Here is a 22,807-nt window from a genome sequence, read left to right on the forward strand (position 1 = left end):
ATGCCGAAAGCCATCATCAGGACTCCGCACGTTTGGAACACAAGCCGGTGGATGCGTGGGGTCCAGAGATGCTTCGTTCTGAAGACCGTGTAGGACGTCAGCGTATACCAGCCGAGGTCGCAGCTCCAGTGGACGATGGCGAAGACAACGACCGCCACTGCACCGAACCACTCGGCATTCATCATGAGCCATGCACCGATCGTTGCCCACCACAGGAGGAAGTACGGGTTCAGGGATGTGGTCAACGCCCCGGCGGTGATGGCATCATACGGAATGTACTCGCTTCCGTCCTGGACGGCGCTGTTCCTCTTCCTCAGCATCATCGAGCCAAGGAATATCATCAGCGCCCCTCCAACCAAACCAATCGCCAGTCTGACCGCCGTGTTCTCAAACACATATCCAAGGCTAAGGGCGATGATGGCCATGAGGGGGAACTCGACGAGTCCGTGTCCAAGCGCGATCTTGACACCAGCCCTCTTGTCTGTGTACCCCTTTGCCACGGAGGCGGCGAACAGCGGTCCCGGGGTCATCACACCAGATAGCGAGATTATGATCGCAGTTCCCAGGAAGACCCAGAAGTTCTCGATGAAGGGATCCACGATTTGCCATCAGCGTGGAGTACCTATATAATCAGTGTCCATCGTCGATCCGCATTTCCGTGTGCCAGCCCCCGCTTCTCATATACAGGCAGGACGATGTGGTCTCGTTGTGATGACAAGAGGGTCAGCTGAGGCCCGTCAAGGGCCAGTGATGAACCCTATGAGTGCTGAGATCTTGTCAACTGCCGGGCGAGCACTTGCTCTTCCCGGCTTTCCCGTTTTTATTCATCGAATGCTTCCGTCTGGTCGCATGCCAAGAGATTCCAAATAGGATTACGCCAATCTAGCCTTCCAAGGTGTCAACCTCTGACGGGCTCTCAGCGGATTAGACCAGTGGGAAGGCCTCTGGGTGTCACTATTCTTGCGATCATCGCGATTGTCGCTGGAATTCAATCCCTTGGCGCCGGGCTCGCTCTCTTCTCTTTCTCCTCGACGCTGGAGAAGTCTATCTCGGGCATTGTGTCCCTCATCGGGCTCGGATTTCTGATCATTGGACTATTTTACCTGTTCCTGGCCCGGGGGTATGTCAAAGGCCATGAACGGGCAAGGAGGAAGGGCAGGATGATTGCGGCGTTCGCGATCCTCCTCGCGTTGGCAGGCGTCATGATCCTGCCAGCGAGGCTAGTTCCAGAATCGCCCGTCTGGACGATGATCCTCAATGTCGTGATAATCCTTTATCTCGGCAGGCCGCGTGTGAAAGCGTTCTTCGCTTCTAGGTCTAGACAATGATGATTTTAGACCGACCTAGCTTTCGTCTCCAAAATGATTTCCACCGCTGACTCCTAGAGCCGTCTCTGATGAGGGTTCAAAGGCGAAAGTGGGACCAAGGCAGGTCTCTCCCTTCTCATATTTCTCTTTCTATAAGCTAGATGAACTGCTAGATTCGTTGTCTGAGAGAAAGGACAAGTAGGCAATGAAGCTGCTCAGCTGCATTCCTTCGTTCCATCGCATGATGAAATTCCCCTCTTTTGATGGCATCACTTTCGGGAGTTTGTGGTATACTAGCTTCTGAAGGCCAGTGAAACACTGGTCTCCGTTTTCGACAGTGAGAGCGAACACTCTCCAAGCATCGCCCCTTTTTCCCTTCAACCTGAAAGCGTACATCGGGACCAAGCCGACCCTTGTGCAGTCTCGTATCATCTGTTCTGCTTGCAGAATGAGCTTCTCGCTTCTGCTGAATCTCAGAACATCACTTGCGGAGCTCTTGACCTCGATGGGGAACGATATCTTCCAGCGAATTGCCACCAGATCCATCCCGAGAGATCCAGCTCCTCTGATGACAAGGAATGGATGCTCTCTAATCTTCGAGTATGCTTTCTTCTCTTCTGGCGTGCAGGTTTTTGTCACGCGTGCGAGGATATCGTCGTCGCCCTTCAGTATTCCCTTTAGTTCACGCTCAAAAATGCGTCCCATCGCCTTCGTCAGATGTATGCGCCACTCTGGTTAAATCACTTTTCACTGCAGTCAGCGAGCGCGTTCCTCATGAGCTCATCATCCAGAACCGATTTGGGGACTTCCGTGAAGAACCTGGCTTCCGAGGCGCCTTTTCGTCCATCCGAGCAGCACTCGCAGTCGTCCGTGATGGCGGCATAGAGCAGATGCAGGCGTTTCACAGATAGGTCGGCGTAGTGCCAGACGACATCGTACATGCCAGAAAGCTCGAGGCTCCTCAGCATAAGACCGCACTCCTCCTTCGCTACTCTCTTCGCAGCTTGGATGGCCGTCTCGTGCGTGCGGATCCTGCAAGAGGGCAATCTCCAGCTCTCGGAGCCCTTGTCCCCGACAAGTACGATGCCCTTCTCTCCGACGATCACGAGGATCATCTCTCCCTTGCAGGGTGCATAGTTCAGGTCCGCCTTGTCCTTCCCCATATCGAACTCGAACTTGCGGACCTCGAAATGAGGCGTGGTCGTGGCCAGGTCGTCGATTTCGCCCGCTGAAGGGAGCTCAAGAAGCATCCTCTTCGGGGTCTTTCTCACGGAACCAGTCTTGACCTGTCTCTGGGGTATAGGACGGCCTCCCTGATGTTAGGCAAGTCCAGCATCTTCTGGACGTACCTCTCGACCCCGAACCCGAATCCTCCGTGCGGAGGCATCCCGTATCTGAAGCCCTTGAGGTAGAAATCGAAGGACTCGAGGCTGAGGTTGTTCTCCCTCATCTGTTCCGTCAGGACATCGTACCGGTGTTCCCGCTGTCCGCCGGAGACGATCTCCTGCCCTTTGTAGTCGAGGTCGAAGTATCCAGTCGTCTCTGGGTCGTCATCGAATCGCTTGGCGTAAAAAGTGCCTCTCTTAAGTGAAGTGGGGAACTCTGTGATGAAATAAAGCTCAGCTTTCTTATCGCGCTTCATGACCTCCCCGAGGGACTTCTCCCCTTCGGTCCCGAGGTCATCTCCGTGCTCGATCTTCATCCCCTCGGCCTTCACCATCTCCACGGCATCCTTGTACTTCACCCTCGGAAACGGGACCGAAGGCTTCTCTATCTTCGCCCCGAGCCTCTCCAGTTCGGTCCTGGCGTTCTCGAGGACATAGTCCAGGCTGTTCACCACGATTCCTTCGGCCACAGCCATTATGTCCTCTGATGATTCGATGAATGCCAGCTCGACGTCGAGGGAGATGAACTCGGCTATGTGGCGGATGGTGTCGGAGGCCTCGGCTCTGTATGCAGGCGCGATCTCGAACACTCTGTCAAGGCCAGTCGCCATGAGATTCTGCTTGTATAGCTGGGGGCTCTGGGCGAGGTATGCGTTCCGATCGAAGTACTTGATCGCGAACAGCGTGGAACCCCCCTCTGCCCCAGCTGCGACTATCTTGGGCGTGTGAACCTCCACGAATCCCTCTGACATCAGGTATCTTCTGATGCCTTCGGTCGTCTTTGCCTCCACCTGGAAGATCGCCCTGACCTCTTCCTTCCTCAGGTCCAAGAACCTGTTGTTGAGCCTGGTGTCCAGATCTGCTCCGACCTTGTCAATTACTCCGAGTGGCAGCGGAGCCTCAGCCCTGTTCAGGATGTCGATCCGTTCGGGGATGATCTCGAAGCCCGCTCTCGCCTCCTTGCTCTCCTTCACAGTCCCAGTGACGAGGATGACTGATTCCCTCTGGATCGAGGCCACCAGGTCGAACAGTTCCTTGCTCCTTTTCTTCAGAGTGGTGATTTGAGTGACGCCGTCTCTGTCCCTCAGCTGAAGGAAGGAAATCCCTCCGAGGTTCCGCAGGTCCTGGACCCAGCCTCCGACGGTCACCAGCTTTCCGAACATCGAAGCATCGATTTGCTTAGAGTATGTGATGTGTTGCCATGACGGCAAGAAAGTTACACCGTCCCGGCATAACCTAGTCGAAGTTATTAACTGTTTTCTCGGACCGATGTCCCGAGCCGCACGCCGACAGACCACCAAGACGCCAGGGACCACTTGTTGCGAACATTAATCTCCATGCAAGGCTTCCTCAGTCCGAGCCCGCGATGGTGTGCCGATGGAGTTTTCCATTCTCGTCTATGTCCTCATGATCATAGCGTTTGCAAAAGGGCTCGGCGAGGTCCTCTCGAGGGTCAACCAACCCGCAATCGTCGGTGAGCTCCTTGCAGGCATAGTCCTGGGCCCATTCATCCTCGGCAAGATCTTCACTGGCCTGGGCAACATGTATGATGACCAGTTCATCAAGAACCTGGGCGACCTCGGAATGCTGTTCCTGATGCTCTATGTCGGCCTCGAGTTCTCGCCCAAGCTAATCAGGTCAGCCTCTTGGCTCGGCGGCGCTATTGCGGCTGCTGGGATTGGCGTGCCATTCGTAGTCGGTCTTTTCGCGGGTGTGTACTTCGACCTTGCAGGTCCGACTCTTGTGTTCGTAGCAATCGCCATGTCAGTCACAGCGCTGCCTGTGACGATCAGAGTGTTGAAGGACATGGAGGTCCTGAAGACCAGGACAAGTGCCACCATCGTGAGCGCCGCGCTCATCACCGACGTCGTCCTGCTGTTCGCATTCGGAGTTGTCCTCGGAGCAAACGAGCAATCGAGTGATTTCGAGACCGTGGCATATCTCTCTGTCAGCTTCGCAATCTTCTTCGCTCTCGCCCTCATAGTTGGGAGATATCTCGTCCCCCATGTCTACAGAGTTCTTCGCTGGATGAGGACTGGCGAGGCGGCGTTCGCAATCGCCGTCGGCATCGCCATCGGGTTCGCAATAGTGGCGGAATGGGCAGGTCTTCCTGGGGTGATTGGGGCGTTCGTCGCCGGTCTGCTTCTGAGGGAGACAGGGACCAGATTGAAGGTCTGGACCAGAGTCGAGGACATCCTCTCTGGAGTCACTATGGGGTTCCTTGCACCCATATTCTTCGTCGTGATAGGTTTCACAGTGGATTTCGGGAGCGTTGTGGACTACCTCCCATTCTTCGCGTCCATCCTTGGGATCGCGATTGTAGGCAAGATCGCCGGGTCCTACTTCGCCGCCCGCATCGGAGGTCTCGGAAGGAACGAATCGATGGCGATAGGATCCATGCTGATGGGCAAGGGCGCGATGGAGCTCGTGTTCGCGCAGCTCGCTTTCGAGCAGGGGCTGATCGAGCAATACATGTTCTCGCTTCTGGTGCTGACCGCTTTCCTGTCGACCATCCTCGCGCCGATGCTCTTCAAGATCTACTATAACCGGGCGGTGAAGGCACAGGAGATACCAGTCGGGGTCAAGGAGCACGATGTCCTCACCGAATCCATAAGCTCCCGGTAGAGCAGTCAGATCATTATTCCGCGGCCAGATTCTTCCCGGACATGTCCCTGTTTGCAATGACGATCCCGATCACGATAATCAGGCCGCAGAAGACGGTCCACGGGGCGACGCCCTCGTCTCTCAGAACCCATGCGAAGAGGGACGCGAAAACTGGCATGAGGTAGATGAAGAACGCCATCTTCGACACCTCTTCGTGCTTCAGGGATGAGAGATACAACACGGACGACATCCCAGCACACAGCAATCCGAGGACCAGCAAGTTCAGCACAGAATCCCCTGTGATCACGAACATGGAATCGCTCTCGAACGGCACCACGAGGCCGAGGAGTCCCGTGCCGATGACCAGCGAGAGTCCTATGATGAGAATCGGCGGGTTCCTCTCAAGCATCCTTTTGGCAGAGATCCACGCAAGGCCATATGAGGCGGCCGAGATCAGGATTAGGATATTGCTAACGAAGTCTTCGTTCTCAAATGAAATGCCCACGCTTGCGACAAGCAACACAGTGCCGGTCATGGCCACTGCGGTCCCCAACCCTTTCATCCTCGTGAGTCTCTCTTTGAGAAGGATGACCGCAAAGAACAGGGTCATCACTGGCCCGGAAGACTGGATCACCGATGCGATCGAGGATGTCCCATGCTCCAGGCCCATGTTCTGCGCGATGTTCGGGATTGTGACGTAGAGGACGCTCAATGCGAGCAAAGGCTTCCATTCGTTTCTCAGTGCTTCCGATATCCTGCGGAGCGGGTAACGGATTGCCACGACGACTGCCATGAGGCTGGACGCTAGGGCGAACCTGACGAATCCGAGCATGACTGGCGAGAAACTCTCAAGGCCGATCTGTATCAGCGGGAACGCAAGGCCCCAGAGCGCAACTGCGATGAGCGCGTATGCGGAAACCCTCAACGTGCTCTCCCGCGTTGTCATCTGAGTCGACGCGATGACGAACGAGGATTTGAGCCTTCTGGACGTTCAGCCAACCCTTCGAACCACCCCTGACCACTGACCGACGGTCCAGGGTATTCTATTTGCTGTGCATCGCGGCCTCGCGGAAGGAGGTCTGCGCTCCCGATGTCGCCTGGTCTTCGCTATGCCAGATGTTACCTCGGCGGGAAAAACCTGTCCCCCCATTGGGAATCTCAGCTTAAGCTGCTTGGAGCGTCTTTGGTCTGCTTCTTCTTGCTAAGCATGTCCAGGCGCTTACCCTCGTCGTAGAGGCATTTCACGGCCTTTGCCGCCCTCATCGCAGAGGAATAGACTGGGATGTTCTTCACCCTCAGCTCCTGCACGACCTCGTCTATCTCGCGGCCGCCCACCCAACAGGCCACAATGGGTTTCTTGAGGTTCCTCTTCTCCTCCACTAGCTTGATGACAGCTCCCACGTACTCCCTCGGTCGGGCTATGCCCGCGTGAACGCAGGTCATGATCAGGGCATCGACGTTTGGGTCCGAGAGCATGATGCTACCAGTCGCGTGATATCTGTGGAATCTGGCGTCTCCAGTCACGTCCAAGGGGTTCCGTGCGGTCGTGATGCTTGGCAGATGAGGCCGAAGCACTTCCAGTGTCTTCTTGCTCAGGTTGGGAACCCTCAGGCCGATGGACTCGCACCAATCCGCTACCATTATGCCAGCGCCTCCGCCGTTCGATATTATTCCCACCTTGTTGCCCGAAGCAGGCGGCTGGTACGCCAACGCCCTAGCAAAATCGAAGAGCTCGATGACATCGTACGCTCTCTGGATGTGGACCTGTTTGAAGGCGGAGTCGTAGACGGCATCGGATCCGCTAAGTGAACCCGTGTGAGTCGATGCAGCTGCGGAGCCGGCTGGAGTCCTTCCAGCCTTGATCGCCACGATTGGCTTGGGGCATCTTCTCGCAGCGTCGAGGAACTTCTTTCCGTCCTTGATGCCTTCGATGTACATTGCGATGACCTTGGTCGATGGGTCCTGGCCCAAGTAATCGATGAGGTCTGCGTCATCTACATCTGCCTTGTTGCCCACGCTGATGACCCTTGAGAGGCCTATGTATTCGCCGTTCGCGTAGTATATCATGCCTATGCACAGCGCGCCGCTCTGGCTGATGAGCGCGATCTCGCCCGGCCTTGGCATGCCGAAGACGAACGCCGCGTCCAGATTGTCGATGGGGTCCTTGTATCCGAGCGTGTTGGGACCGATGAGCCGTATTCCGCCCTTCCTCGCGATCTGCAGGACCTCTTCCTCGAGCTGCTTCCCTCGCTCGCCCGTCTCCCCGAACCCGGAGGATATCACGATTGCTCCTTTGACCTTCTTCTTCGCGCACTCGGTCATCACTTTCGGGACGAATTCGGCGGGGACCGCGATTATGGCCAGGTCGATATCATCTTTGACAGCTATGACACTCGGCTGCGTCTTCAGGCCCATGATCTGAGGCGTCTCGGGGTTGATGGGGAAGACCTTTCCAGTGTACCCCTGGACGAGAATGTTCTGCAGTATCTCGTATCCAATCTTCATCGGGCTCCTGGATGCCCCGATGACGGCGATCGATTTGGGCGAGAAAATGGGTCTAAGTTCTTCTACAATTCCCACAGTCGCTCACTCGCATGCGGAAAAGAGCCCTAGGTTCGTTTAATCCTTTGCTATGAACTCAGGCTGGTGTCAGTCGTTCATGACATATCGTGAGAACACCTGAAGCGCGTTGAACGTAGGCTACTGGTCGATCTCTGGGTGCAGCCCCATGGCAATGTGCCAGGAACCGTCGTCGCCGCGAATGCCATGTCGTTCCATCGGAAACGGTTAATATACGCCAAGCGTCTTATCGGCAGAACTCAGGCCACGCTTGTACAGTGTTTGAGTGGAGGAAACTGAAATGCCGGAAAAGGTAACCGTTTCACTGATCAAAGCAGATGTCGGATCGATAGCGGGGCATTCGAAGCCTCATCCGAGGATGATGGAAGTAGCCTCTGAGCACCTCGGCAGGGCCGTCAGAGGCGGCCTCTTGAACGATTACTACGTTACCAGGTGCGGAGATGACATTCAGCTGCTGATGACGCACCGGAAGGGTGAGAACAACCGCGAGATCCACGAGCTCGCCTGGAACGCCTTCATGGCTGCATCCAGCGAGGCCAAAAAGATGCACCTCTACGCTGCTGGCCAGGACCTGCTCTCAGACGCCTTCTCAGGGAACGTACGTGGCCAGGGTCCGGGTGCGGCTGAGATGGAGTTCGAGGAGAGGCCCACCGAGCCGATGCTGGTCTTCATGGCGGACAAGTGCGGTCCAGCGGCCTATTCGCTCCCTGTCTCAAAGATCTTCATGGACCCGTTCACGACCACTGGTCTCGTGATAGACCCAAGGGCACACCTCGGTTATGACCTCGAGTTGGTCGATATCGTCGATCACAAGAAGGTGGTCATGAGTTCGCCATCCGAGTTGTACGACATACTCGCGCTCCTGGGCGACACTACACGATACGCCGTGAAGCGGGTCATTCACCACACTCTCGGCATAGCTGCGGTCATCTCGACGGAGAAACTCAACATGCTTGCTGGCAAGTATGTGGGCAAGGACGACCCGGTCATGCTGGTAAGATGCCAATCTGGCTTCCCTGCCGTTGGTGAGGTCCTCCAGCCATTCGCATTCCCGCAGCTGGTTGCTGGTTGGATGAGGGGGTCGCACTACGGGGCATGGTACCCCTGTGCAGTCGACGAGTCCGATCCGTCATATCACGACGGTCCGCCGAGGGTATGCGCGCTAGGCATTCAGATAACCAATGGCAAGATACAGGGCTCGGAGGCCCCTGGCTCGAAACCTGGAGACCACAAACCGGTGGACTACTTCTCCGGCAGGGAGTGGGATTGTGTCCGGAACAAGGCAATGGAGATATCGATCTACATGAGAGGCCACGGCCCGTTCATGCCAGGAATCGTATCCCCAGAGGATCTCGAATACACCACCAGGCCGGAAATCTTGAAGAAGTTGGAGCCGAGGATGCAGCCTCTGGGCTGAGGTAGTTACCCGTGACAGTTCGGAAGCCAGCCATCGTGGTCAACTTCAAGACATATCCCGAGGCGAGCGGCCCGGAGGCACTCAGGCTCGCCAAGATGTGCGCTGATGTCTCCTCGGAGACGAAAGCCGCAATCATAGTAGCCCCTCCGATGATGGATTTGGCGCTGGTTGCATCGTCCGTGAAGATACCCGTTTTCGCACAGCATCTGGACAGCGTGAATTCTGGGAGCACCACGGGCCACGTCACTGTGGAGAACGCCAAAGCCTCAGGCGCCAAGGGCACACTGATCAATCATTCCGAGAGGCGGCTGAAGATCTATGAGATACATGAACTCATTGACAGATCCCGTTCTTCCGGCCTTGTCACGATAGTCTGCACGAACAACCTCGCGGTAAGCAAAGCGTGTGCCGCCATGGAGCCGGATTTCATAGCGATCGAACCACCGGAGCTGATAGGCGGGGATGTATCCGTGACGACGGCCAACCCGAAGATTGTCTCCGACACCGTTCATGCTATCAGGACAATAAGCAAGGATGTGGGCGTGCTCTGTGGCGCTGGCATCAAGAACGGCAAAGATGTCGCGATGGCAATCGATCTCGGCACGGACGGAGTGCTCCTGGCCAGCGGCGTCGTCAAGGCCAAGGACCGGAGGGCAGTCCTGCTCGACCTTGTCTCTGGACTCAAGACCTAGCCGAAGCGTACGTGTAGCCATATCCGTTCTTCATATCTGCAGCGGCTGTCTAGGCGATGCGGTGCGGACGCGGGTTGGCGGTGTCATCGGCCTTGCTCTTCTTGTCAATCGCGTTCGCGCCGTATCACCCGTATGATGCGACTCTGTCGGCTGGTTCTATGGGTTCCTACCCAGCGCCTGGTCTACTTGTCTCTGAATTCTACCCGTGCGGGCTTAACGGAGATGAGTACATCGTGCTCACTAATACTGCACCGATCGGAATCGACCTGAGGAATTGGAGTCTGAGCGATGGGGAGGGTTCGTGGAAGTTCCTGAAGGATGTCTGGATTCCACCCGGAGGGATGGTCTCGATCTCATGCAACTCAACATCCTTCCTTTCTGCGTTCGACAGGACTCCGGACGTGGCATTGGACGACGTCGAGGCGTCAGTGTCGGTGTCGGGGACCTTCCGGCTGGCTGACAATGGTGACTCGATTTCTCTCATCTCCCCCACCAACGAAACGTCGGACTTCGTGAAGTACGGTGGCTGTTCGGAATCGTCGCCTGGATGGTCTGGTCCCGCGATCTCGGATGTCCGGTCAGGCGAAGTGGTCAAGCGCATCCGGAGGGGAACCACGTTTCGGGACTCGGACTCCTCCCAGGATTGGCGACCGTTCCGTGAGTACAAATACGGATACACCGAGTTCTCCCCGATCGAGGTCAGAGTGCCAGGAGGGAGTGTGGTCGCCTTCACGAGCCCCGACTGCTCCTTGGATGTGGTGCTGGAGCGCATCGGATCGGCCGACTATGTCATCCGACTGTGTGGATACGAACTCTCATCATCAGCCGCGTCCGAGGCGCTATTGGCAGCCGTCGATCGAGGAGTCGATGTCCGCATCCTCGTCGATGGTGCGCCCGCTGGTGGGATGGACGAAGAGCAGGTAGCGTGTCTGTCAGCTCTGTCATCGGCCGGCGCGGACGTTCGCATCCTCAACGGGAATCTGTCTAAGAAGGTCGTGCAACATGTCGGCCCACTCCACTCGAAGTACTTGGTGTTGGACCTGCAGTCTGTAGTCGTGATGTCCGAGAACTTCGTAGAGAGCGGCATTTCGAACGACAGGGTGTTCGCGAATCGAGGATGGGGGATTGCAGTCTCCGATACCGAATTGGCTGAGTGGCTAGCCCAGGTGTTCGATTCAGATTCGCGGTCTTCGCGACCTGATGTCATCGGATGGCGTTCGGACAAGAGATGCAACCTCTCTGCGCGCATTCCCCCGTCACCGGTCGCGAATCATTTGAAAGGCGTTCTCACCACTTTCACGCCATCATCAGAATGCAAGGTCACGTTTGTCCCTTCTCCTGACGCCTCGGTCTTGGCCCCCTACCTGAACACCTTGATTGAGGAATCGAGCTCCTTGATGGTAGAGCAATTCCAGGCAGACCTCTATTGGCGGGAGAGATGGACATCCGGGTTGGTGATCAACCCGTTCGTTTCCCGCATTGCCGCTTGCATGAGGGAAGGGGGGCACGTTCGCATGATACTGGACTCCACTTGGTTCAATTTCGACAGGAACCAAGAGGTCACCGAATATCTTGGTTCTCTCGCCTCGAATGAGACCCTCGAAGGTGAATTCAAGCTCATGGACCCCAATAGCCCCATCACTGTCGTTCACAACAAGGGAGTTGTGTTCGACGGGCTCTTGTCCATGATATCAAGCAACAACTGGGGGTCGTCTTCTTTCGCCAGCAACAGGGAACTCGCAGCACTGGTAGAGTCGCAGGAAACTGCTCAGTACTTCGGCCGAAGCTTCGAATTGGACTGGAGCCCCGATGATGTCCCTCCTGAGGCCGATGCGGGGATGGACATGGAGCTTCAGCTGGGAAAGTCTGTCATGCTGAATGGAAGTGGATCCACAGATGACAGGGCGATTATCTCGTGGTCCTGGGACACTGACGGCGATGGCAAGACCGACCACGACGGCGTGTCCGTCGAGCTGTATCCGACCGTGCCGGGACGATTCCGAGTCTCGCTCACGGTTCAGGATAGCTGGGGTAACTCAGACACGGACACGGTGACGATAGATGTCGTGACACAGGAACTCGGGAGCCATGGCCGCGCTGGCACGGAGATCGGGCAGACGCTCGCGTACTCACTCGCGGGGTGTGCAGGTGTTCTGCTCGGAGTCGCCATTGCCCGGAGATGCAGTCGGCCCCCTCGCAAGATTAATCATCAGGTTCCCAATTGACCATGGACAATGATGCTCACGAGGCCGTTCTCCCCAACAGACATCCCATCAATCATAGCGATCGTCAAGGAGTCTCTCGGTGAGTCGTATCCTCCATCTCTCTATCTGACCGTCTCGAACCTCTGGAGAGAAGGCTTTCTGGTCCTTGTTGATGAGGGTAGGATGGTGGGCTTCGTTGCCGCCGTCCCCTCAGGGACGAAGGTCTCGAGGGTCCTCATGCTTGCAGTCCTTCCACAGGTGAGGAGGAGATCCAACGGCCGGCGATTGATGAGGGATCTCTACGAAAACAGCCTGGCGAAGGGTTTTGACACGGTCATTCTAGAGGTCAGGAAGAGCAACAAGGACGCTATCGCGTTCTACGAGCGGCAAGGATTCACGACCTATGGCGAGATAAAGAATTTCTATAGCAACGGCGAGGCCGCCTACAAGATGATGAAGGTCCTCGAGAGCTGATCGTCCTCGCTACTGATATCCTCTCTTGTCGTCGTGAACATGATAGTTCCAGTAGTGGTATGGCGAGGATTCCTTCTCTGATGTGCTGACATCGGACGAGAGGCCGCCCATATAGCTTCCGTATCTCTCCTTGATCTGCTCCTCGACGGGCCTCGCACGCCTCAGGGCTTCTTTCATGTGTCTCGCCTCTATCAGCTTCGCCTCTTCTACCACGGCTACGTCTCCTGCGGCCCTGATGAGCCCGCCGAGCTCTCTAAGCCTGAGGGTCAGCGCCTTGTCCTTGCCGTCGACCAACTTGGCGCGTTTCCTGGCCTCCTCGATTATGACCACTACCGACTCTCGGTTGGCGTGAGGGATCTTGGCATCCATCACGATCTCCTGTGCTGTGAACCTCGCGATCTTGAACCGGTTCTCGTCGGTATCAGGCATCACGGTCTCGACGAGGACCTCGTATCCTCCTCCGTTTATCCTCGATCTCAACGGAGACATGATGTGTGGAAGGTCTTGGATGTTGCATGCACCGACGAAGATGAAATCGCAAGGGACGTTGTCAACTCGTACGCTCGCTCCTGCGCTCTGCGGGTTCCTGCCCGTGATCGGGAACCTCTTCTCCTGCATCCCCGTGAGTATGTACCTCTGGAGATGACCCAGATGAGGCAGCTCGTCGACGAACAAGACGCCTTGGTGAGCACTGTGGATCGCGCCTGCAACTACCCTGTCGTAGGGCTGGGTCCCCAGTTGCGGATGGCCGCCGTACGGATCGTGTCTCACATCCCCAAGCAGCTCCACATCGCTGGCACCAGTCGCCAGGACGAACGGGTTCCTCCCAATGGGAACGATGACCTTCCTAGGGCTCTCCTTCTCCAGCTCGCGCCTCTTCTCCAGAGCCTGTTGGTCCAGGACCTTGATCATCTCGCCCGCGCGCTCGAAGACCACTACCTCCTCCTTGCCGAATCTCTTCCTAGTCGTGGTGACGCGCTCCCTGCCAGCGAGTTGGCCCATGGTCACCTCGACGAGTCCTCCCAGGAGGTCCCCGAACGGGTTGTTCGGAGTGGATCTCACCTGAGCGACCTTTGCCCTGGAACACTTGGGACAGAAGCTGTCTTTAGGAGACGAGTGTGTGCCACAGTTGGAGCATCGATAGCCTAACCGCTCAGCGACATTCACAGGTGCTTCCTTGGGGTCTATGAACTCTCCCTCAGCGTACCCCTTCGACTCCATCTCCTTCGTGACCTCATCGAATCCCTTGACCTCGACCAGGGGCTTCTCGGGGTTCTCAGGGTTGTGAACGACCCGGATTTCCTCGGTCGGTCTGGAGAGGTAGAGAGACAGCGCCTGGGCTATCATGGATTTGCCAGTCCCGGGCGGACCTACCAGGAGGAAGTGCCTTCTCTGCGAGGCGGCTATTCTCGCGAGCCTTACGGCCTCGGCCTGTCCTATGACTCGCTCCAGAGGGTCATGGGAAATCTTGATATCCTCCGTGGTCTCGAACTCTTCCAGCCACTTGGGCGCCTTCTCAGAAGAATCTTCCTCTTTTGGCATGAAGTATCACGATGCTCAGATGAGGTCTTCCTTCGTCAAGACCTCGACGTTCGTCGGGAGCTTGGCGATGTTCCCCAGCTTAACACCGACTATCGTGATGATATTCTTTTCCACAGCGATATCGAGGACCCTCTGAGTGATGATCCCATCCAGCACCACGGCCGTGACTCCCTCGGCGGTCTCCTTAAGGGTGTCTGCCAGAGTGCTGACGTGAACTTCCTTAAGGACGTTCCCAACAGCGTTCAGCAGTTTCGCCTTTGAAGTGTTGTTGAGCTCGTCGAGCACGCTCTTGTACCTCATCTGGTCGGGTGAGAACCTCTTGGAGGCCTTGTCCTCCATCGGTTTTGGCATCGGCTTCTGCTCCCTCTCTCTTCCGCCGTGACGTCCTCTGTCGTCATCTTGCCTGCGGCGGTCCCCACGGTCCTCTTCGCGTCTGCCTTCTTTTTGACCATTCTTTGGGAACGCAGGTGTGATATTGAGCATTTCTGCAAACTGGTCCGCGGGCACTTTGTTCCTCAGACACTTCACTATCTGCTTCTGGGTCAGCTCCTCTACCTCCTGCCCTGCAGGTGCCCTCGCAATGAAGTCTACCTCTGCGACCTGAAGCATTTCCCTGAGGATGAGTTCGCCACCCCTGTCACCATCCACGAACGCCGTGACGACCTTCTCACGGGCCAGATCGATTATTGTCTGGGGTACGTTCGTGCCCTCGACAGCTATGACATTCTTGATTCCGTACTTAAGCAGGTTAAGCACATCAGAGCGACCCTCCAGTACGATGATTGCATCCGAGTCCTCTATGTTCGGTCCTGCCGGCAGCCTCTCCTTGCCGTAATGCACGACCTCTTCGATTTGGACGGACTGTCGCACAGCGTCTGCCAAGTCGACGCCGCTGACCTTTGAGGACTTCAGCAGCTCGGTCAGGAGCTGCTTCGCGCGGTCCACGATCTTGTTCCTCTTCGATATCCTGACATCCTCGATCTTCTCCACCAGTATCCTGGCCTTGCATGGGCCGACCCTGTCGATCGTCTCCAGAGACGATGCCAGGATCGCGGTCTCGACCTGGTCGAGGCTCGATGGCACGTATATCGTGCCCTCGGACTTGCCCTTGCTGGAGCCGACCTCGACCTCGATTCTCCCTATTCTACCGCTCTTCTGAAGGTCCCTGAGGTCGAGTTCGTCGCCCAAGAGGCCTTCCGTCTGCCCGAAGATCGCACCGACGATGTCCGGTTTCTCGACGATCCCGTCGGTCGAGAGCTTTGCCGATATCAGATATTTCGTTGTACTTGGATCTATGTCCATTGTTCGCACTTCCTGTCTGAAAAACAGCCATGCCAACTTCCGTCCGCTACCGCGATTGGACTGCTGTTTTGCCGCTATGGTCTCTGCGCCAGCGGGGAATTGACAGACATCTTTCCCATGAGGATCAGGAGCGCCCAGTGGCGTACCGACCCTCGTGACATTCACTTGAATATATGATGATATGTCAGTTGAAGTTTGATGCGCTGTTCTTCGAAAGTACTATCGCGCCATCGAATAAATACTTTTCCATATTCGCGATAATAATTCCGAATGCTTCTGGCCAGTATGCCAGTTGCCTACCCTCCGGAGACCACGGATATCAGCTTCAGAACATCCCCGTCCTTCAAGGGCTCATCGAGCGGAAGGGGCAGGTTCCCCCTTACCGGTATCCAAGCGTCAGGGAATAGGCCCAAGGCCCGGATTGCCTGCTCAACGGACGCCCCTTTGTCCAGCTCTACAACCTTCTTCTCCTTCCTGGTCGGAAGTAGGTGGATTGTGACCTTCATCAACTTACCGACAGCGTTAATATGTGAACCCGTAATAACGCTTTCCATCCAGCAGATTGCCGAGGTAGCTAAGCCCGGTTTAAGGCGGTAGCCTCGAGAGCTACTGGTGTTCGTCACCACGGGAGTTCAAATCTCCCCCTCGGCGCTCGGGCCTTTAGACTCGATGACTTCGGCAGAGCTTTATTATCGGCCGGGCCATTCAGCACTCGGCCATGGTAGAAAAGAAGATCATGCTCATTGTGTGCGACGGTCTTTCGGACCGGCCTGTCAAGGAACTCGATATGAAGACTCCCCTCCAGGCGGCACGGAAGCCTGCAATGGACGCGCTTGCTCGTCATGGTATGAGTGGCACAATCGATGTCATCGGTCCGGGGATAATCCCAGGGAGCGACACCGCCCATCTCGCGCTCTTTGGCTACGATCCATATAAGGTCTATACCGGCCGTGGACCGATAGAGGCGGCCGGAGCGGGCGTAGAGCTCGGGAGAGGCGATGTCGCATTCAGGTGCAATTTCGCAACGGTCGACAAATCCTTCAATGTGATAGATAGGAGAGCCGGCAGGATCAAATCCGGGACAGCTGAGCTGGCAAAGGCCATTACCGGGATGAACATCGACGGTGTGAGCGTCATTTTCAGAGAAGGCTCGGAGCATAGAGGCGTCCTCGTGCTCAGGGGAAATGGCCTTGATCACAGGGTGTCGGATGTGGACCCACACGGTGAAGGGAAGGTACTCGAGGCCAAAGCACTCGTTCCTGAGGCCATGAAGACAGCGAAGGTGCTCAACGAGTTCGTCAGGAAATCATCCGAGATACTCTCTGTGCACATCCTCAACAAGGAGAGGGTCAAGAATCATCTCCCGCCCGCGAATGTCATCTTGCCTCGTGGCTCAGGAAGCATAGGCGAATTGAACCCGATGGGAGAACGCTATGGTTTGAAATGCGCAGCGGTCGCCGGCGTCACCCTCGTCAAAGGCATATGCCGCATGGTCGGGATGGACGTACCAGACGTGCCAGGGACCACTGGTGGCCTCGATACCGATTACAAGGCCAAGGCAGATGCTGCCCTGAGGCTGATAAAGACGCACGACTTCGTGTTCTTGAACGTCAAGGCAGGCGACATTGCGGGTCATGACGGCGACTTCCGGATGAAAGTCCGAGTGGTCGAGAACATCGACATGATGCTAGGTCTGATTCTGAAGGAGCTTCACGAGAGCGTAGTAATTGCGATCACATGCGATCACTCAACACCAGTCGCGGTGAAAGAGCACAGTGCAGACCCGGTCCCGCTCGCGATATCTGGTGGAGGGGCACGGGTCGATGGCGTGCGTGATTTCGATGAGATATCAGCTGCCTCGGGAGCGCTCGGGAGAATAAGAGGCACCGACCTGATGCCCATATTGCTTGGGATGGCAGATCGAGCAACGAAATTCGGAGCCTGAGATTGATCGATACCACGCAACTGCCCGGGTTCAGGCTTCCTGGAGCGACTTGTTTATCTGGTCCTCCATGACATGACCCACGACTTTCACGTTCGCCTTCCGTGTGCCTTTGAGATCCTTCATCCGGCGCTTGATGTTCTGTGCTAGCTGGATTCCCAGAGGGCAGAATGGGGACGTTGGCCTGAATGTCAGGCGGACTGTGTCCTTGGTAACCTCGAGCTCTGATATCAGTCCCATATCGTAGACGCTAACGTTCGTGTGCGGGTCAACGATTTCCTTGAGGGCTGTAACAACTTCTTTTTTCGTTGGCATCTACTGTCCCCTTATCCCTTCTGGTCGTGTTGTCCTTCGATACCTTCGAAGCCATAGATTAAACTAACGCAGTTGCCATATGGTGATGTCACAGGGTCTGTCTCTGTTTCTTGAAGTAGTCCAAGACGATCTTCCTCTGACCTTTTCGTAGTATCTCGGACAGCGTCGAAGGCGATACATCGAACATCCGCGCCAGCTCTCTGAGGCTTATCCTCTTCGGATAGTCGAAGTAGCCCCTCTCGAAAGCCACATGTGCGATCTTGTCCTGGCGCTCCGTGAGGCTCTCCTTATCGTCTATCTTCGTGAGCTTGACAAGTTCCGCCACGACGCTCTTCTTCTTCAAATGGTCGAAAATGTCTTTCAGGACCTCTTTGGCGCTGAGCACGAGCGTCCATTCGACCTTCCCACCGCTCTTCGTCTCTGCGGATATCAGGAAAACATCGGCATCTGTGAGGATCCTGCAGATATCGCATCTGGAAGTCGTCACTGCGCCGATGATCTTGCCTCTCTCGGTGACGGTCGTGTCGACATGTGACACGAGGGGGTTCTTTCTGATGTCTTTCAGGACTTCGTCCATGATGTCCGCAGGCCCCGCAATCTCGACAAGGTCCTTGACGCCATGCTCAGAATACGGGACCCTATCCAGGACCTTGACAGTGACCGGATGCTTCTCCGGGATCTCGGTCATCCAATTCTGCGGGATCCTGAGAGATATCACTGCTTCCATCATATGCCGATTCAACCCCCCAATCCGGTGGCGACCTGTGTGTCAAGGAATCTACAATATATCAAGTTTGAGGTTTGGGTGGCATTCTTCTCGACGCGCAGTCAACGGTACTTTCGCACCTCCCTTGAATCTTCTTATTTACCTTCCTTGGAGATATCCCACTAGGATGGACCTATCTTCTTTCGTTCGTTCACGCACGATGACGGACAGCCCCGCCATGTTCGACGAGATGCTCTCCCTTGAGGGCGTCTCAACACGCTCATCCCGATGCGTCTACTGCAAAGGATCGAAGATGCTGTGTGGAAAGGAGAGATGCTCCGTCATCGCCCGCTTCTACTCAGCATCGAAGGTCAGAGAGAGGATAGATAAGACCACTCTCGATGGTTCCTGCCCGCCAAGCGTGTTCGTCGGGCGGATTGGATATCCTGATGTGGCGATCGGTCCTATGATACCTCCGTATCATGGCGACACGTCGCTGATGGATACGCCGGAGCGCTGGGTCGGACTTCCCATCGATGACATCATCGATTTCAGGTCCAATCTCGTCCGGGGCATGCACCGCGTCGATGTCCATGATGTCGAGAACACCGACAAGCTCGTGGCAAGGACCAGGGATCTCGCACTCGCGAGGAATCCTCCAGAGGTCGTGGCAGAATTCCAGAGGAAACCCCAGGGCAGGATGACCGTGGATGACGATGTCCAACCTTTCGGACCTTCGGCACCGCTAAGCAAGTTTGAAGTCTCCAACTTCAGGTTCGACAACAGACTGGAGAAAGCGTTCTTCGACACCGACCTGAGGGCAGGAGAGGCTGTCGTGTCCTTGTACAAGGACGGCACACTGCTCTCTCAGATACAGAGGGCATTTAGCGTGGGCGCCTTCGGGGTCGGCAAGCGGAGGAAGTTCGTTCCAACGCGTTGGAGCATCACAGCAGTCGATTCGAACCTGGGACTGCACATGCTTGAGACCACGAAGACCTTCCAGCTGATCGACGAGTACAGGGTGTATGAGACCATGAGCCTAGACAACCGATGGGCCATACTCATGATGCCTACCTCGTGGAGATATGAGTTGATCGAGGCATGGTATCCCAATACTGCCTGGAACCCGCACAGCGACAAGATAGCGATTATGTCCGACTGGGAGTTCTTCGATGGGAGAACCACATACGCCAGCATCGGGGGATGCTACTATGCTGCGCGTCTGGCAGTCAACGAGCTGCTCCAGAGAGAACGCAGACAAGCAGGCGTTTCCATCATGAGGGAGGCACATCCAGGATATATTCTGCCTGTCGGGGTCTGGAATGTCCGCGAGAACGTTCGGTCAGCACTTCGGACATCACCGAAGAGATTCGCGACGCTCAAGGCTGCTCTAACCCACATTTCGACCATCATGGATATCCCGATCTCCAGATGGATCAGGAACAGCTCCATTCTGAAGGACGCCCTGTTCCAGAGAAGGATCGACGATCTCTGGAGCTGATTATATGGAGGTGTGTCTGGTCGAGTGCAAGAGCGCTATCTCACCATCCCGCCTTCCTGGCCTTGATTGGGCGGTGAACCCGTACAAGGGATGCGGGCATGCATGTGCCTACTGCTACGCACAGGATGTGACGAGGTTCGAGATGACTAGGCCATGGGGCGACGTGATCGAGGTCAGGGCCAATATCGTTTCAAGGCTGAAGAAGGACCTCGAGAAGAGACCGCGAGGGGTCATTGGGATAGGAACGGTCACAGATCCTTATCAACCTCTTGAGAGCGAGTACGAGCTGACAAGGGGGTGTCTCGCAGTACTGAAGAGGGCAGGAGCGCGTATCAGCATACTCACGAAATCAGATCTCGTGCTTCGCGATCTTGACATATTGACTGGATGGCCCGATGCAGAGGTGGGCATAAGCATCGGGTGTTCGAACGGGCAAATCGCATCCATCGTGGAGCCAGGAGCTCCGTCTCCAGATCGAAGGTTCTTGGCTCTCAGGGAATTGAACGATGAGCATGTCAACACATATCTAATGGCAGCACCGATCATTCCAGGACTCTGCGATTCTGAGGAGGCACTTGTCGAGTTAGTGAGAGAGGCTAGGGACGCAGGCGTCCGAAGAATCATGTGGGACAAGTTCAACCAGAAGCCTATCGCGGCTTCGCGGTTGAGAAAATGCTTGTCCCAGATGGGGGCACAGTCATTACGGCCGCAGACCGAAATCGAGGCATCGAGGACCCGGTCCGTCCTCGATCGAGAATGCGTTCGAAGTGAAATCGAGTTGCTGGATGCATTCTAGGGCCCGAACCTTGCCTGGACTCTGTGAATGAAACCAGAACGAAGGAAGGGGTTCGAGGAGTGCGCGAGATTGTCCAGGATATCTCCGTCATGGCATAATCCTTATATAGAAGCTCTAGCATACTCGAAAACTCGGAGGCATCTCTGATGCTGGGAAACCAACCCATTATAATATTCAAAGAAGGAACGGAGTCGACGAAGGGCAAGACCGCTCACAGCAACAACATCATGGCAGCTCGTGCCGTCGCCGATGCCGTAAGAAGCACCCTGGGTCCAAAGGGCATGGACAAGATGCTCGTGGACAGCATGGGCGACATCGTCATCACGAATGACGGTGCAACAATACTGAAGGAACTAGATATCGAACACCCTGCGGCCAAGATGGTCGTCGAGGTCGCCAAGACTCAGGACAACGAATGCGGTGATGGCACGACCTCCGCGGTCGTGCTTGCCGGCGAACTCCTGAAGAAGTCCGAGGCGCTCATTGACCAGAACGTTCACCCGACTGTGATTTCCAACGGCTTCAGACTCGCGTCTCAAGAGGCCATGAAGATCTTGAAAGAGATCGGGTTCGAGGTGTCCCCGACGGACAAGAAGACCTTGAGATTGATCGCGACAACTGCGATGACTGGCAAAGGCGTCGGTGGGGAGAGGGATCTGCTCTCTGACATCGCAGTCGAGGCTGTCACTTCTATCTCCGAAAAGCAGGACGGGAAATACAAAGCGGACATCGACAACATCCAAGTCGAGAAGAAACACGGCGGAGCGGTCTCCGACACTGAACTCATCAAGGGGCTCGTGCTTGACAAGGAACGCACTCACCCCAGGATGCCTGTCATTGTGAAGAATGCGAAGATTGCGCTGATCGACTCTGCACTGGAGATCAAGAAGACTGAGGTAGAGGCCAAGATACAGATCAGAGACCCTACCCAAATTCAGAAATTCCTTGACGAAGAGGAGAAGACGCTGAGGGGCATGGTCGAGAAGGTTAAGAAGTCCGGAGCTAACGTCCTGATCTGCGAGAAGGGCATCGACGATCTCACCCAGCACTACCTGGCCAAGGAAGGGATATACGCTGTCCGAAGGGTCAAGCGCTCCGACATGGAGAAGCTCGCGAAAGCCACGGGCGGCAAGATCCTCACAAACCTGGACGATCTGAAGGCGTCTGAGCTAGGGGCGGCCGCGCAGGTGGAGCAGAAGAAGATATCTGATTCCGACATGACATTTGTGACAGGCTGCAAGAACCCGAAGGCGGTTTCGATTCTCATCAGGGGCGGCACGGAGCATGTGGTCGACGAGGTCGAGAGAGCTCTTCATGACGCGCTCAAAGTCGTCTCCGTCGCAATCGAGGACGGCGTCGCGGTATCAGGTGGAGGCGCGCCCGAGATCGAGTTGTCTCTGAGGCTCAAGGACTATGGACAATCGGTCGGAGGCAGAGAGCAGCTGGCAATCGAGGCATTCTCCGAGGCTCTAGAAGTCATTCCCTGGACACTTGCTGAGAACGCAGGGATGGACATGATCGATGTTGTGATCGAGCTCAAGAACGCCCACAACAAGAAGTCGGGCAAGAACTTCGGCGTGAACGTGCTGGAGAACAGGGTCTCTGACATGCTGATTGCCAAGGTTATCGAGCCGCTCAGGGTCAAGACACAGGCCATTCAGTCCGCCACAGAGGTTGCGTCGATGATTCTCAGGATCGACGATGTGATTGCATCCAGGAAGATGAACCCATCCGAGATGGGTCCACCGAAGGGTGCAGGTGGCATGGGTGGAATGGGCGGCATGCCTCCGGGCATGATGTAAACGCGAAATCGCTTCTTTTCGGAGGCTCGATGGCCTCCAACAACTCCTTCTTTTTCATCATTTCTTGTCGAGCTGAATCAGCATCCTCTTTACCTCTTGGTGCAACTCGGCATACCTCGTTCTCATCTCAGATTCCACGAGCGCGTCTTTGCTCCACTTGATGATGTGTTGTACTCTCTCAGCAAGATGCGCTCGATTCTTCATCGCATAGGCAATCTCCATTTCGATTTGTGCCGCC

The 22,807-nt window shown here is 55.8% G+C and carries 22 protein-coding genes and 1 tRNA gene; 11 read left to right on the forward strand and 12 right to left on the reverse strand.

Annotation, left to right across the window (positions count from 1 at the left end; translation table 11 throughout):
- The coding region (locus KJ653_00540) for a LysE family translocator (GenBank protein ID MBU0684328.1) at positions 1 to 599 on the reverse strand (599 nt) is incomplete at its 3' end.
- A 333-nt stretch (positions 600 to 932) separates the two neighbouring features.
- On the opposite strand from KJ653_00540, the gene KJ653_00545 reads away from it, so the two are divergent.
- Positions 933 to 1,328 carry a hypothetical protein gene (locus tag KJ653_00545; GenBank protein ID MBU0684329.1) on the forward strand — a complete coding sequence of 132 codons (396 nt, stop codon included), beginning with the start codon at positions 933 to 935 and terminating at the stop codon, positions 1,326 to 1,328.
- Positions 1,329 to 1,457: 129 nt separating this feature from the next.
- Here the strand turns inward: KJ653_00545 and KJ653_00550 are convergent, their stop codons facing one another.
- From KJ653_00550 to aspS, 3 genes are read right to left on the reverse strand one after another with little or no spacing between them, the layout of a single operon-like run.
- A complete protein-coding gene (locus KJ653_00550) occupies positions 1,458 to 2,012 on the reverse strand; it encodes a Holliday junction resolvase (protein MBU0684330.1) in 555 nt (184 codons plus the stop codon).
- 35 nt (positions 2,013 to 2,047) lie between these two features.
- Positions 2,048 to 2,578, reverse strand: a complete 531-nt coding sequence (locus KJ653_00555) for a hypothetical protein (protein ID MBU0684331.1) — start codon at positions 2,576 to 2,578, stop codon at positions 2,048 to 2,050.
- A complete protein-coding gene (gene aspS, locus KJ653_00560) occupies positions 2,575 to 3,855 on the reverse strand; it encodes an aspartate--tRNA(Asn) ligase (GenBank protein ID MBU0684332.1) in 1,281 nt (426 codons plus the stop codon). The genes KJ653_00555 and aspS overlap by 4 nt, the downstream gene beginning before the upstream one ends.
- Before the next feature lie 214 nt (positions 3,856 to 4,069).
- Between aspS and KJ653_00565 the strand changes: the two genes are divergently transcribed.
- Positions 4,070 to 5,317: a cation:proton antiporter gene (locus tag KJ653_00565; protein ID MBU0684333.1), complete on the forward strand. Its 1,248-nt coding sequence runs from the start codon at positions 4,070 to 4,072 to the stop codon at positions 5,315 to 5,317.
- 13 nt (positions 5,318 to 5,330) lie between these two features.
- On the opposite strand, the gene KJ653_00570 is transcribed toward KJ653_00565, so the two are convergent.
- Together KJ653_00570 and KJ653_00575 are read right to left on the reverse strand one after the other, a co-directional pair.
- The gene (locus tag KJ653_00570; GenBank protein MBU0684334.1) at positions 5,331 to 6,242 is read right to left on the reverse strand and encodes a DMT family transporter; all 912 of its coding nucleotides are present in this window, start codon (positions 6,240 to 6,242) and stop codon (positions 5,331 to 5,333) included.
- Between the two features lie 212 nt (positions 6,243 to 6,454).
- Positions 6,455 to 7,801, reverse strand: a complete 1,347-nt coding sequence (locus tag KJ653_00575) for a CoA-binding protein (protein MBU0684335.1) — start codon at positions 7,799 to 7,801, stop codon at positions 6,455 to 6,457.
- Positions 7,802 to 8,156: 355 nt separating this feature from the next.
- Between KJ653_00575 and KJ653_00580 the strand changes: the two genes are divergently transcribed.
- From KJ653_00580 to KJ653_00595, 4 genes are all read left to right on the forward strand, one after another.
- Positions 8,157 to 9,293, forward strand: a complete 1,137-nt coding sequence (locus KJ653_00580) for a fructose-1,6-bisphosphatase (protein ID MBU0684336.1) — start codon at positions 8,157 to 8,159, stop codon at positions 9,291 to 9,293.
- Positions 9,294 to 9,304: 11 nt separating this feature from the next.
- Positions 9,305 to 9,985: a triose-phosphate isomerase gene (gene tpiA / locus KJ653_00585; protein MBU0684337.1), complete on the forward strand. Its 681-nt coding sequence runs from the start codon at positions 9,305 to 9,307 to the stop codon at positions 9,983 to 9,985.
- A 74-nt stretch (positions 9,986 to 10,059) separates the two neighbouring features.
- Positions 10,060 to 12,210, forward strand: a complete 2,151-nt coding sequence (locus KJ653_00590; GenBank protein ID MBU0684338.1) for a lamin tail domain-containing protein — start codon at positions 10,060 to 10,062, stop codon at positions 12,208 to 12,210.
- A 9-nt stretch (positions 12,211 to 12,219) separates the two neighbouring features.
- A complete protein-coding gene (locus KJ653_00595; GenBank protein MBU0684339.1) occupies positions 12,220 to 12,663 on the forward strand; it encodes a GNAT family N-acetyltransferase in 444 nt (147 codons plus the stop codon).
- Between the two features lie 9 nt (positions 12,664 to 12,672).
- Here KJ653_00595 and KJ653_00600 read toward each other — a convergent pair whose 3' ends face one another.
- The 3 genes from KJ653_00600 to KJ653_00610 all read right to left on the reverse strand — a co-directional run bounded on the left by KJ653_00600 (position 12,673) and on the right by KJ653_00610 (position 16,013).
- Positions 12,673 to 14,205 (reverse strand): ATP-binding protein, encoded by a 1,533-nt coding sequence (locus KJ653_00600; GenBank protein MBU0684340.1) that lies wholly within the window; start codon positions 14,203 to 14,205, stop codon positions 12,673 to 12,675.
- A 15-nt stretch (positions 14,206 to 14,220) separates the two neighbouring features.
- A complete protein-coding gene (locus KJ653_00605; GenBank protein ID MBU0684341.1) occupies positions 14,221 to 15,507 on the reverse strand; it encodes a DNA primase in 1,287 nt (428 codons plus the stop codon).
- A gap of 296 nt (positions 15,508 to 15,803) precedes the next feature.
- Complete coding sequence (locus KJ653_00610) at positions 15,804 to 16,013, reverse strand: hypothetical protein (GenBank protein ID MBU0684342.1); 210 nt, start codon at positions 16,011 to 16,013, stop codon at positions 15,804 to 15,806.
- Between the two features lie 58 nt (positions 16,014 to 16,071).
- Between KJ653_00610 and KJ653_00615 the strand changes: the two genes are divergently transcribed.
- A tRNA-Ser gene (locus tag KJ653_00615) sits at positions 16,072 to 16,158 on the forward strand.
- Positions 16,159 to 16,225: 67 nt separating this feature from the next.
- On the forward strand, positions 16,226 to 17,452 hold the full coding sequence (locus KJ653_00620; protein ID MBU0684343.1) for a 2,3-bisphosphoglycerate-independent phosphoglycerate mutase: 1,227 nt from the start codon (positions 16,226 to 16,228) through the stop codon (positions 17,450 to 17,452).
- Between the two features lie 30 nt (positions 17,453 to 17,482).
- On the opposite strand, the gene KJ653_00625 is transcribed toward KJ653_00620, so the two are convergent.
- Positions 17,483 to 17,764, reverse strand: coding sequence for a DUF59 domain-containing protein (locus KJ653_00625; GenBank protein ID MBU0684344.1), 282 nt, complete (start codon positions 17,762 to 17,764; stop codon positions 17,483 to 17,485).
- A gap of 88 nt (positions 17,765 to 17,852) precedes the next feature.
- Positions 17,853 to 18,494 carry a helix-turn-helix domain-containing protein gene (locus tag KJ653_00630; GenBank protein ID MBU0684345.1) on the reverse strand — a complete coding sequence of 214 codons (642 nt, stop codon included), beginning with the start codon at positions 18,492 to 18,494 and terminating at the stop codon, positions 17,853 to 17,855.
- 289 nt (positions 18,495 to 18,783) lie between these two features.
- On the opposite strand from KJ653_00630, the gene KJ653_00635 reads away from it, so the two are divergent.
- From KJ653_00635 to KJ653_00645, 3 genes are all read left to right on the forward strand, one after another.
- Positions 18,784 to 19,971, forward strand: coding sequence for an Nre family DNA repair protein (locus KJ653_00635; GenBank protein ID MBU0684346.1), 1,188 nt, complete (start codon positions 18,784 to 18,786; stop codon positions 19,969 to 19,971).
- A 4-nt stretch (positions 19,972 to 19,975) separates the two neighbouring features.
- Positions 19,976 to 20,767, forward strand: coding sequence for a radical SAM protein (locus tag KJ653_00640; GenBank protein MBU0684347.1), 792 nt, complete (start codon positions 19,976 to 19,978; stop codon positions 20,765 to 20,767).
- Positions 20,768 to 20,913: 146 nt separating this feature from the next.
- Complete coding sequence (locus KJ653_00645) at positions 20,914 to 22,569, forward strand: TCP-1/cpn60 chaperonin family protein (GenBank protein MBU0684348.1); 1,656 nt, start codon at positions 20,914 to 20,916, stop codon at positions 22,567 to 22,569.
- Between the two features lie 57 nt (positions 22,570 to 22,626).
- On the opposite strand, the gene KJ653_00650 is transcribed toward KJ653_00645, so the two are convergent.
- The coding region (locus KJ653_00650; GenBank protein MBU0684349.1) for a hypothetical protein at positions 22,627 to 22,807 on the reverse strand (181 nt) is incomplete at its 5' end.

The sequence above is a fragment of the Candidatus Thermoplasmatota archaeon genome, from assembly GCA_018814355.1.
Taxonomy (GTDB): domain Archaea; phylum Thermoplasmatota; class Thermoplasmata; order UBA10834; family UBA10834; genus COMBO-56-21.

Coding starts and splice junctions, on each gene's coding strand:
- KJ653_00550 (MBU0684330.1), bottom strand. CDS start 2,012: ATGGGACGCATTTTTGAGCGTGAACTAAAGGGAATACTGAAGGGCGAC.
- aspS (MBU0684332.1), bottom strand. CDS start 3,855: ATGTTCGGAAAGCTGGTGACCGTCGGAGGCTGGGTCCAGGACCTGCGG.
- KJ653_00565 (MBU0684333.1), top strand. CDS start 4,070: ATGGAGTTTTCCATTCTCGTCTATGTCCTCATGATCATAGCGTTTGCA.
- KJ653_00570 (MBU0684334.1), bottom strand. CDS start 6,242: ATGACAACGCGGGAGAGCACGTTGAGGGTTTCCGCATACGCGCTCATC.
- KJ653_00575 (MBU0684335.1), bottom strand. CDS start 7,801: ATGAAGATTGGATACGAGATACTGCAGAACATTCTCGTCCAGGGGTAC.
- KJ653_00580 (MBU0684336.1), top strand. CDS start 8,157: ATGCCGGAAAAGGTAACCGTTTCACTGATCAAAGCAGATGTCGGATCG.
- KJ653_00595 (MBU0684339.1), top strand. CDS start 12,220: ATGATGCTCACGAGGCCGTTCTCCCCAACAGACATCCCATCAATCATA.
- KJ653_00600 (MBU0684340.1), bottom strand. CDS start 14,205: ATGCCAAAAGAGGAAGATTCTTCTGAGAAGGCGCCCAAGTGGCTGGAA.
- KJ653_00605 (MBU0684341.1), bottom strand. CDS start 15,507: ATGGACATAGATCCAAGTACAACGAAATATCTGATATCGGCAAAGCTC.
- KJ653_00610 (MBU0684342.1), bottom strand. CDS start 16,013: ATGAAGGTCACAATCCACCTACTTCCGACCAGGAAGGAGAAGAAGGTT.
- KJ653_00620 (MBU0684343.1), top strand. CDS start 16,226: ATGGTAGAAAAGAAGATCATGCTCATTGTGTGCGACGGTCTTTCGGAC.
- KJ653_00625 (MBU0684344.1), bottom strand. CDS start 17,764: ATGCCAACGAAAAAAGAAGTTGTTACAGCCCTCAAGGAAATCGTTGAC.
- KJ653_00630 (MBU0684345.1), bottom strand. CDS start 18,494: ATGATGGAAGCAGTGATATCTCTCAGGATCCCGCAGAATTGGATGACC.
- KJ653_00635 (MBU0684346.1), top strand. CDS start 18,784: ATGCTGTGTGGAAAGGAGAGATGCTCCGTCATCGCCCGCTTCTACTCA.
- KJ653_00640 (MBU0684347.1), top strand. CDS start 19,976: ATGGAGGTGTGTCTGGTCGAGTGCAAGAGCGCTATCTCACCATCCCGC.
- KJ653_00645 (MBU0684348.1), top strand. CDS start 20,914: ATGCTGGGAAACCAACCCATTATAATATTCAAAGAAGGAACGGAGTCG.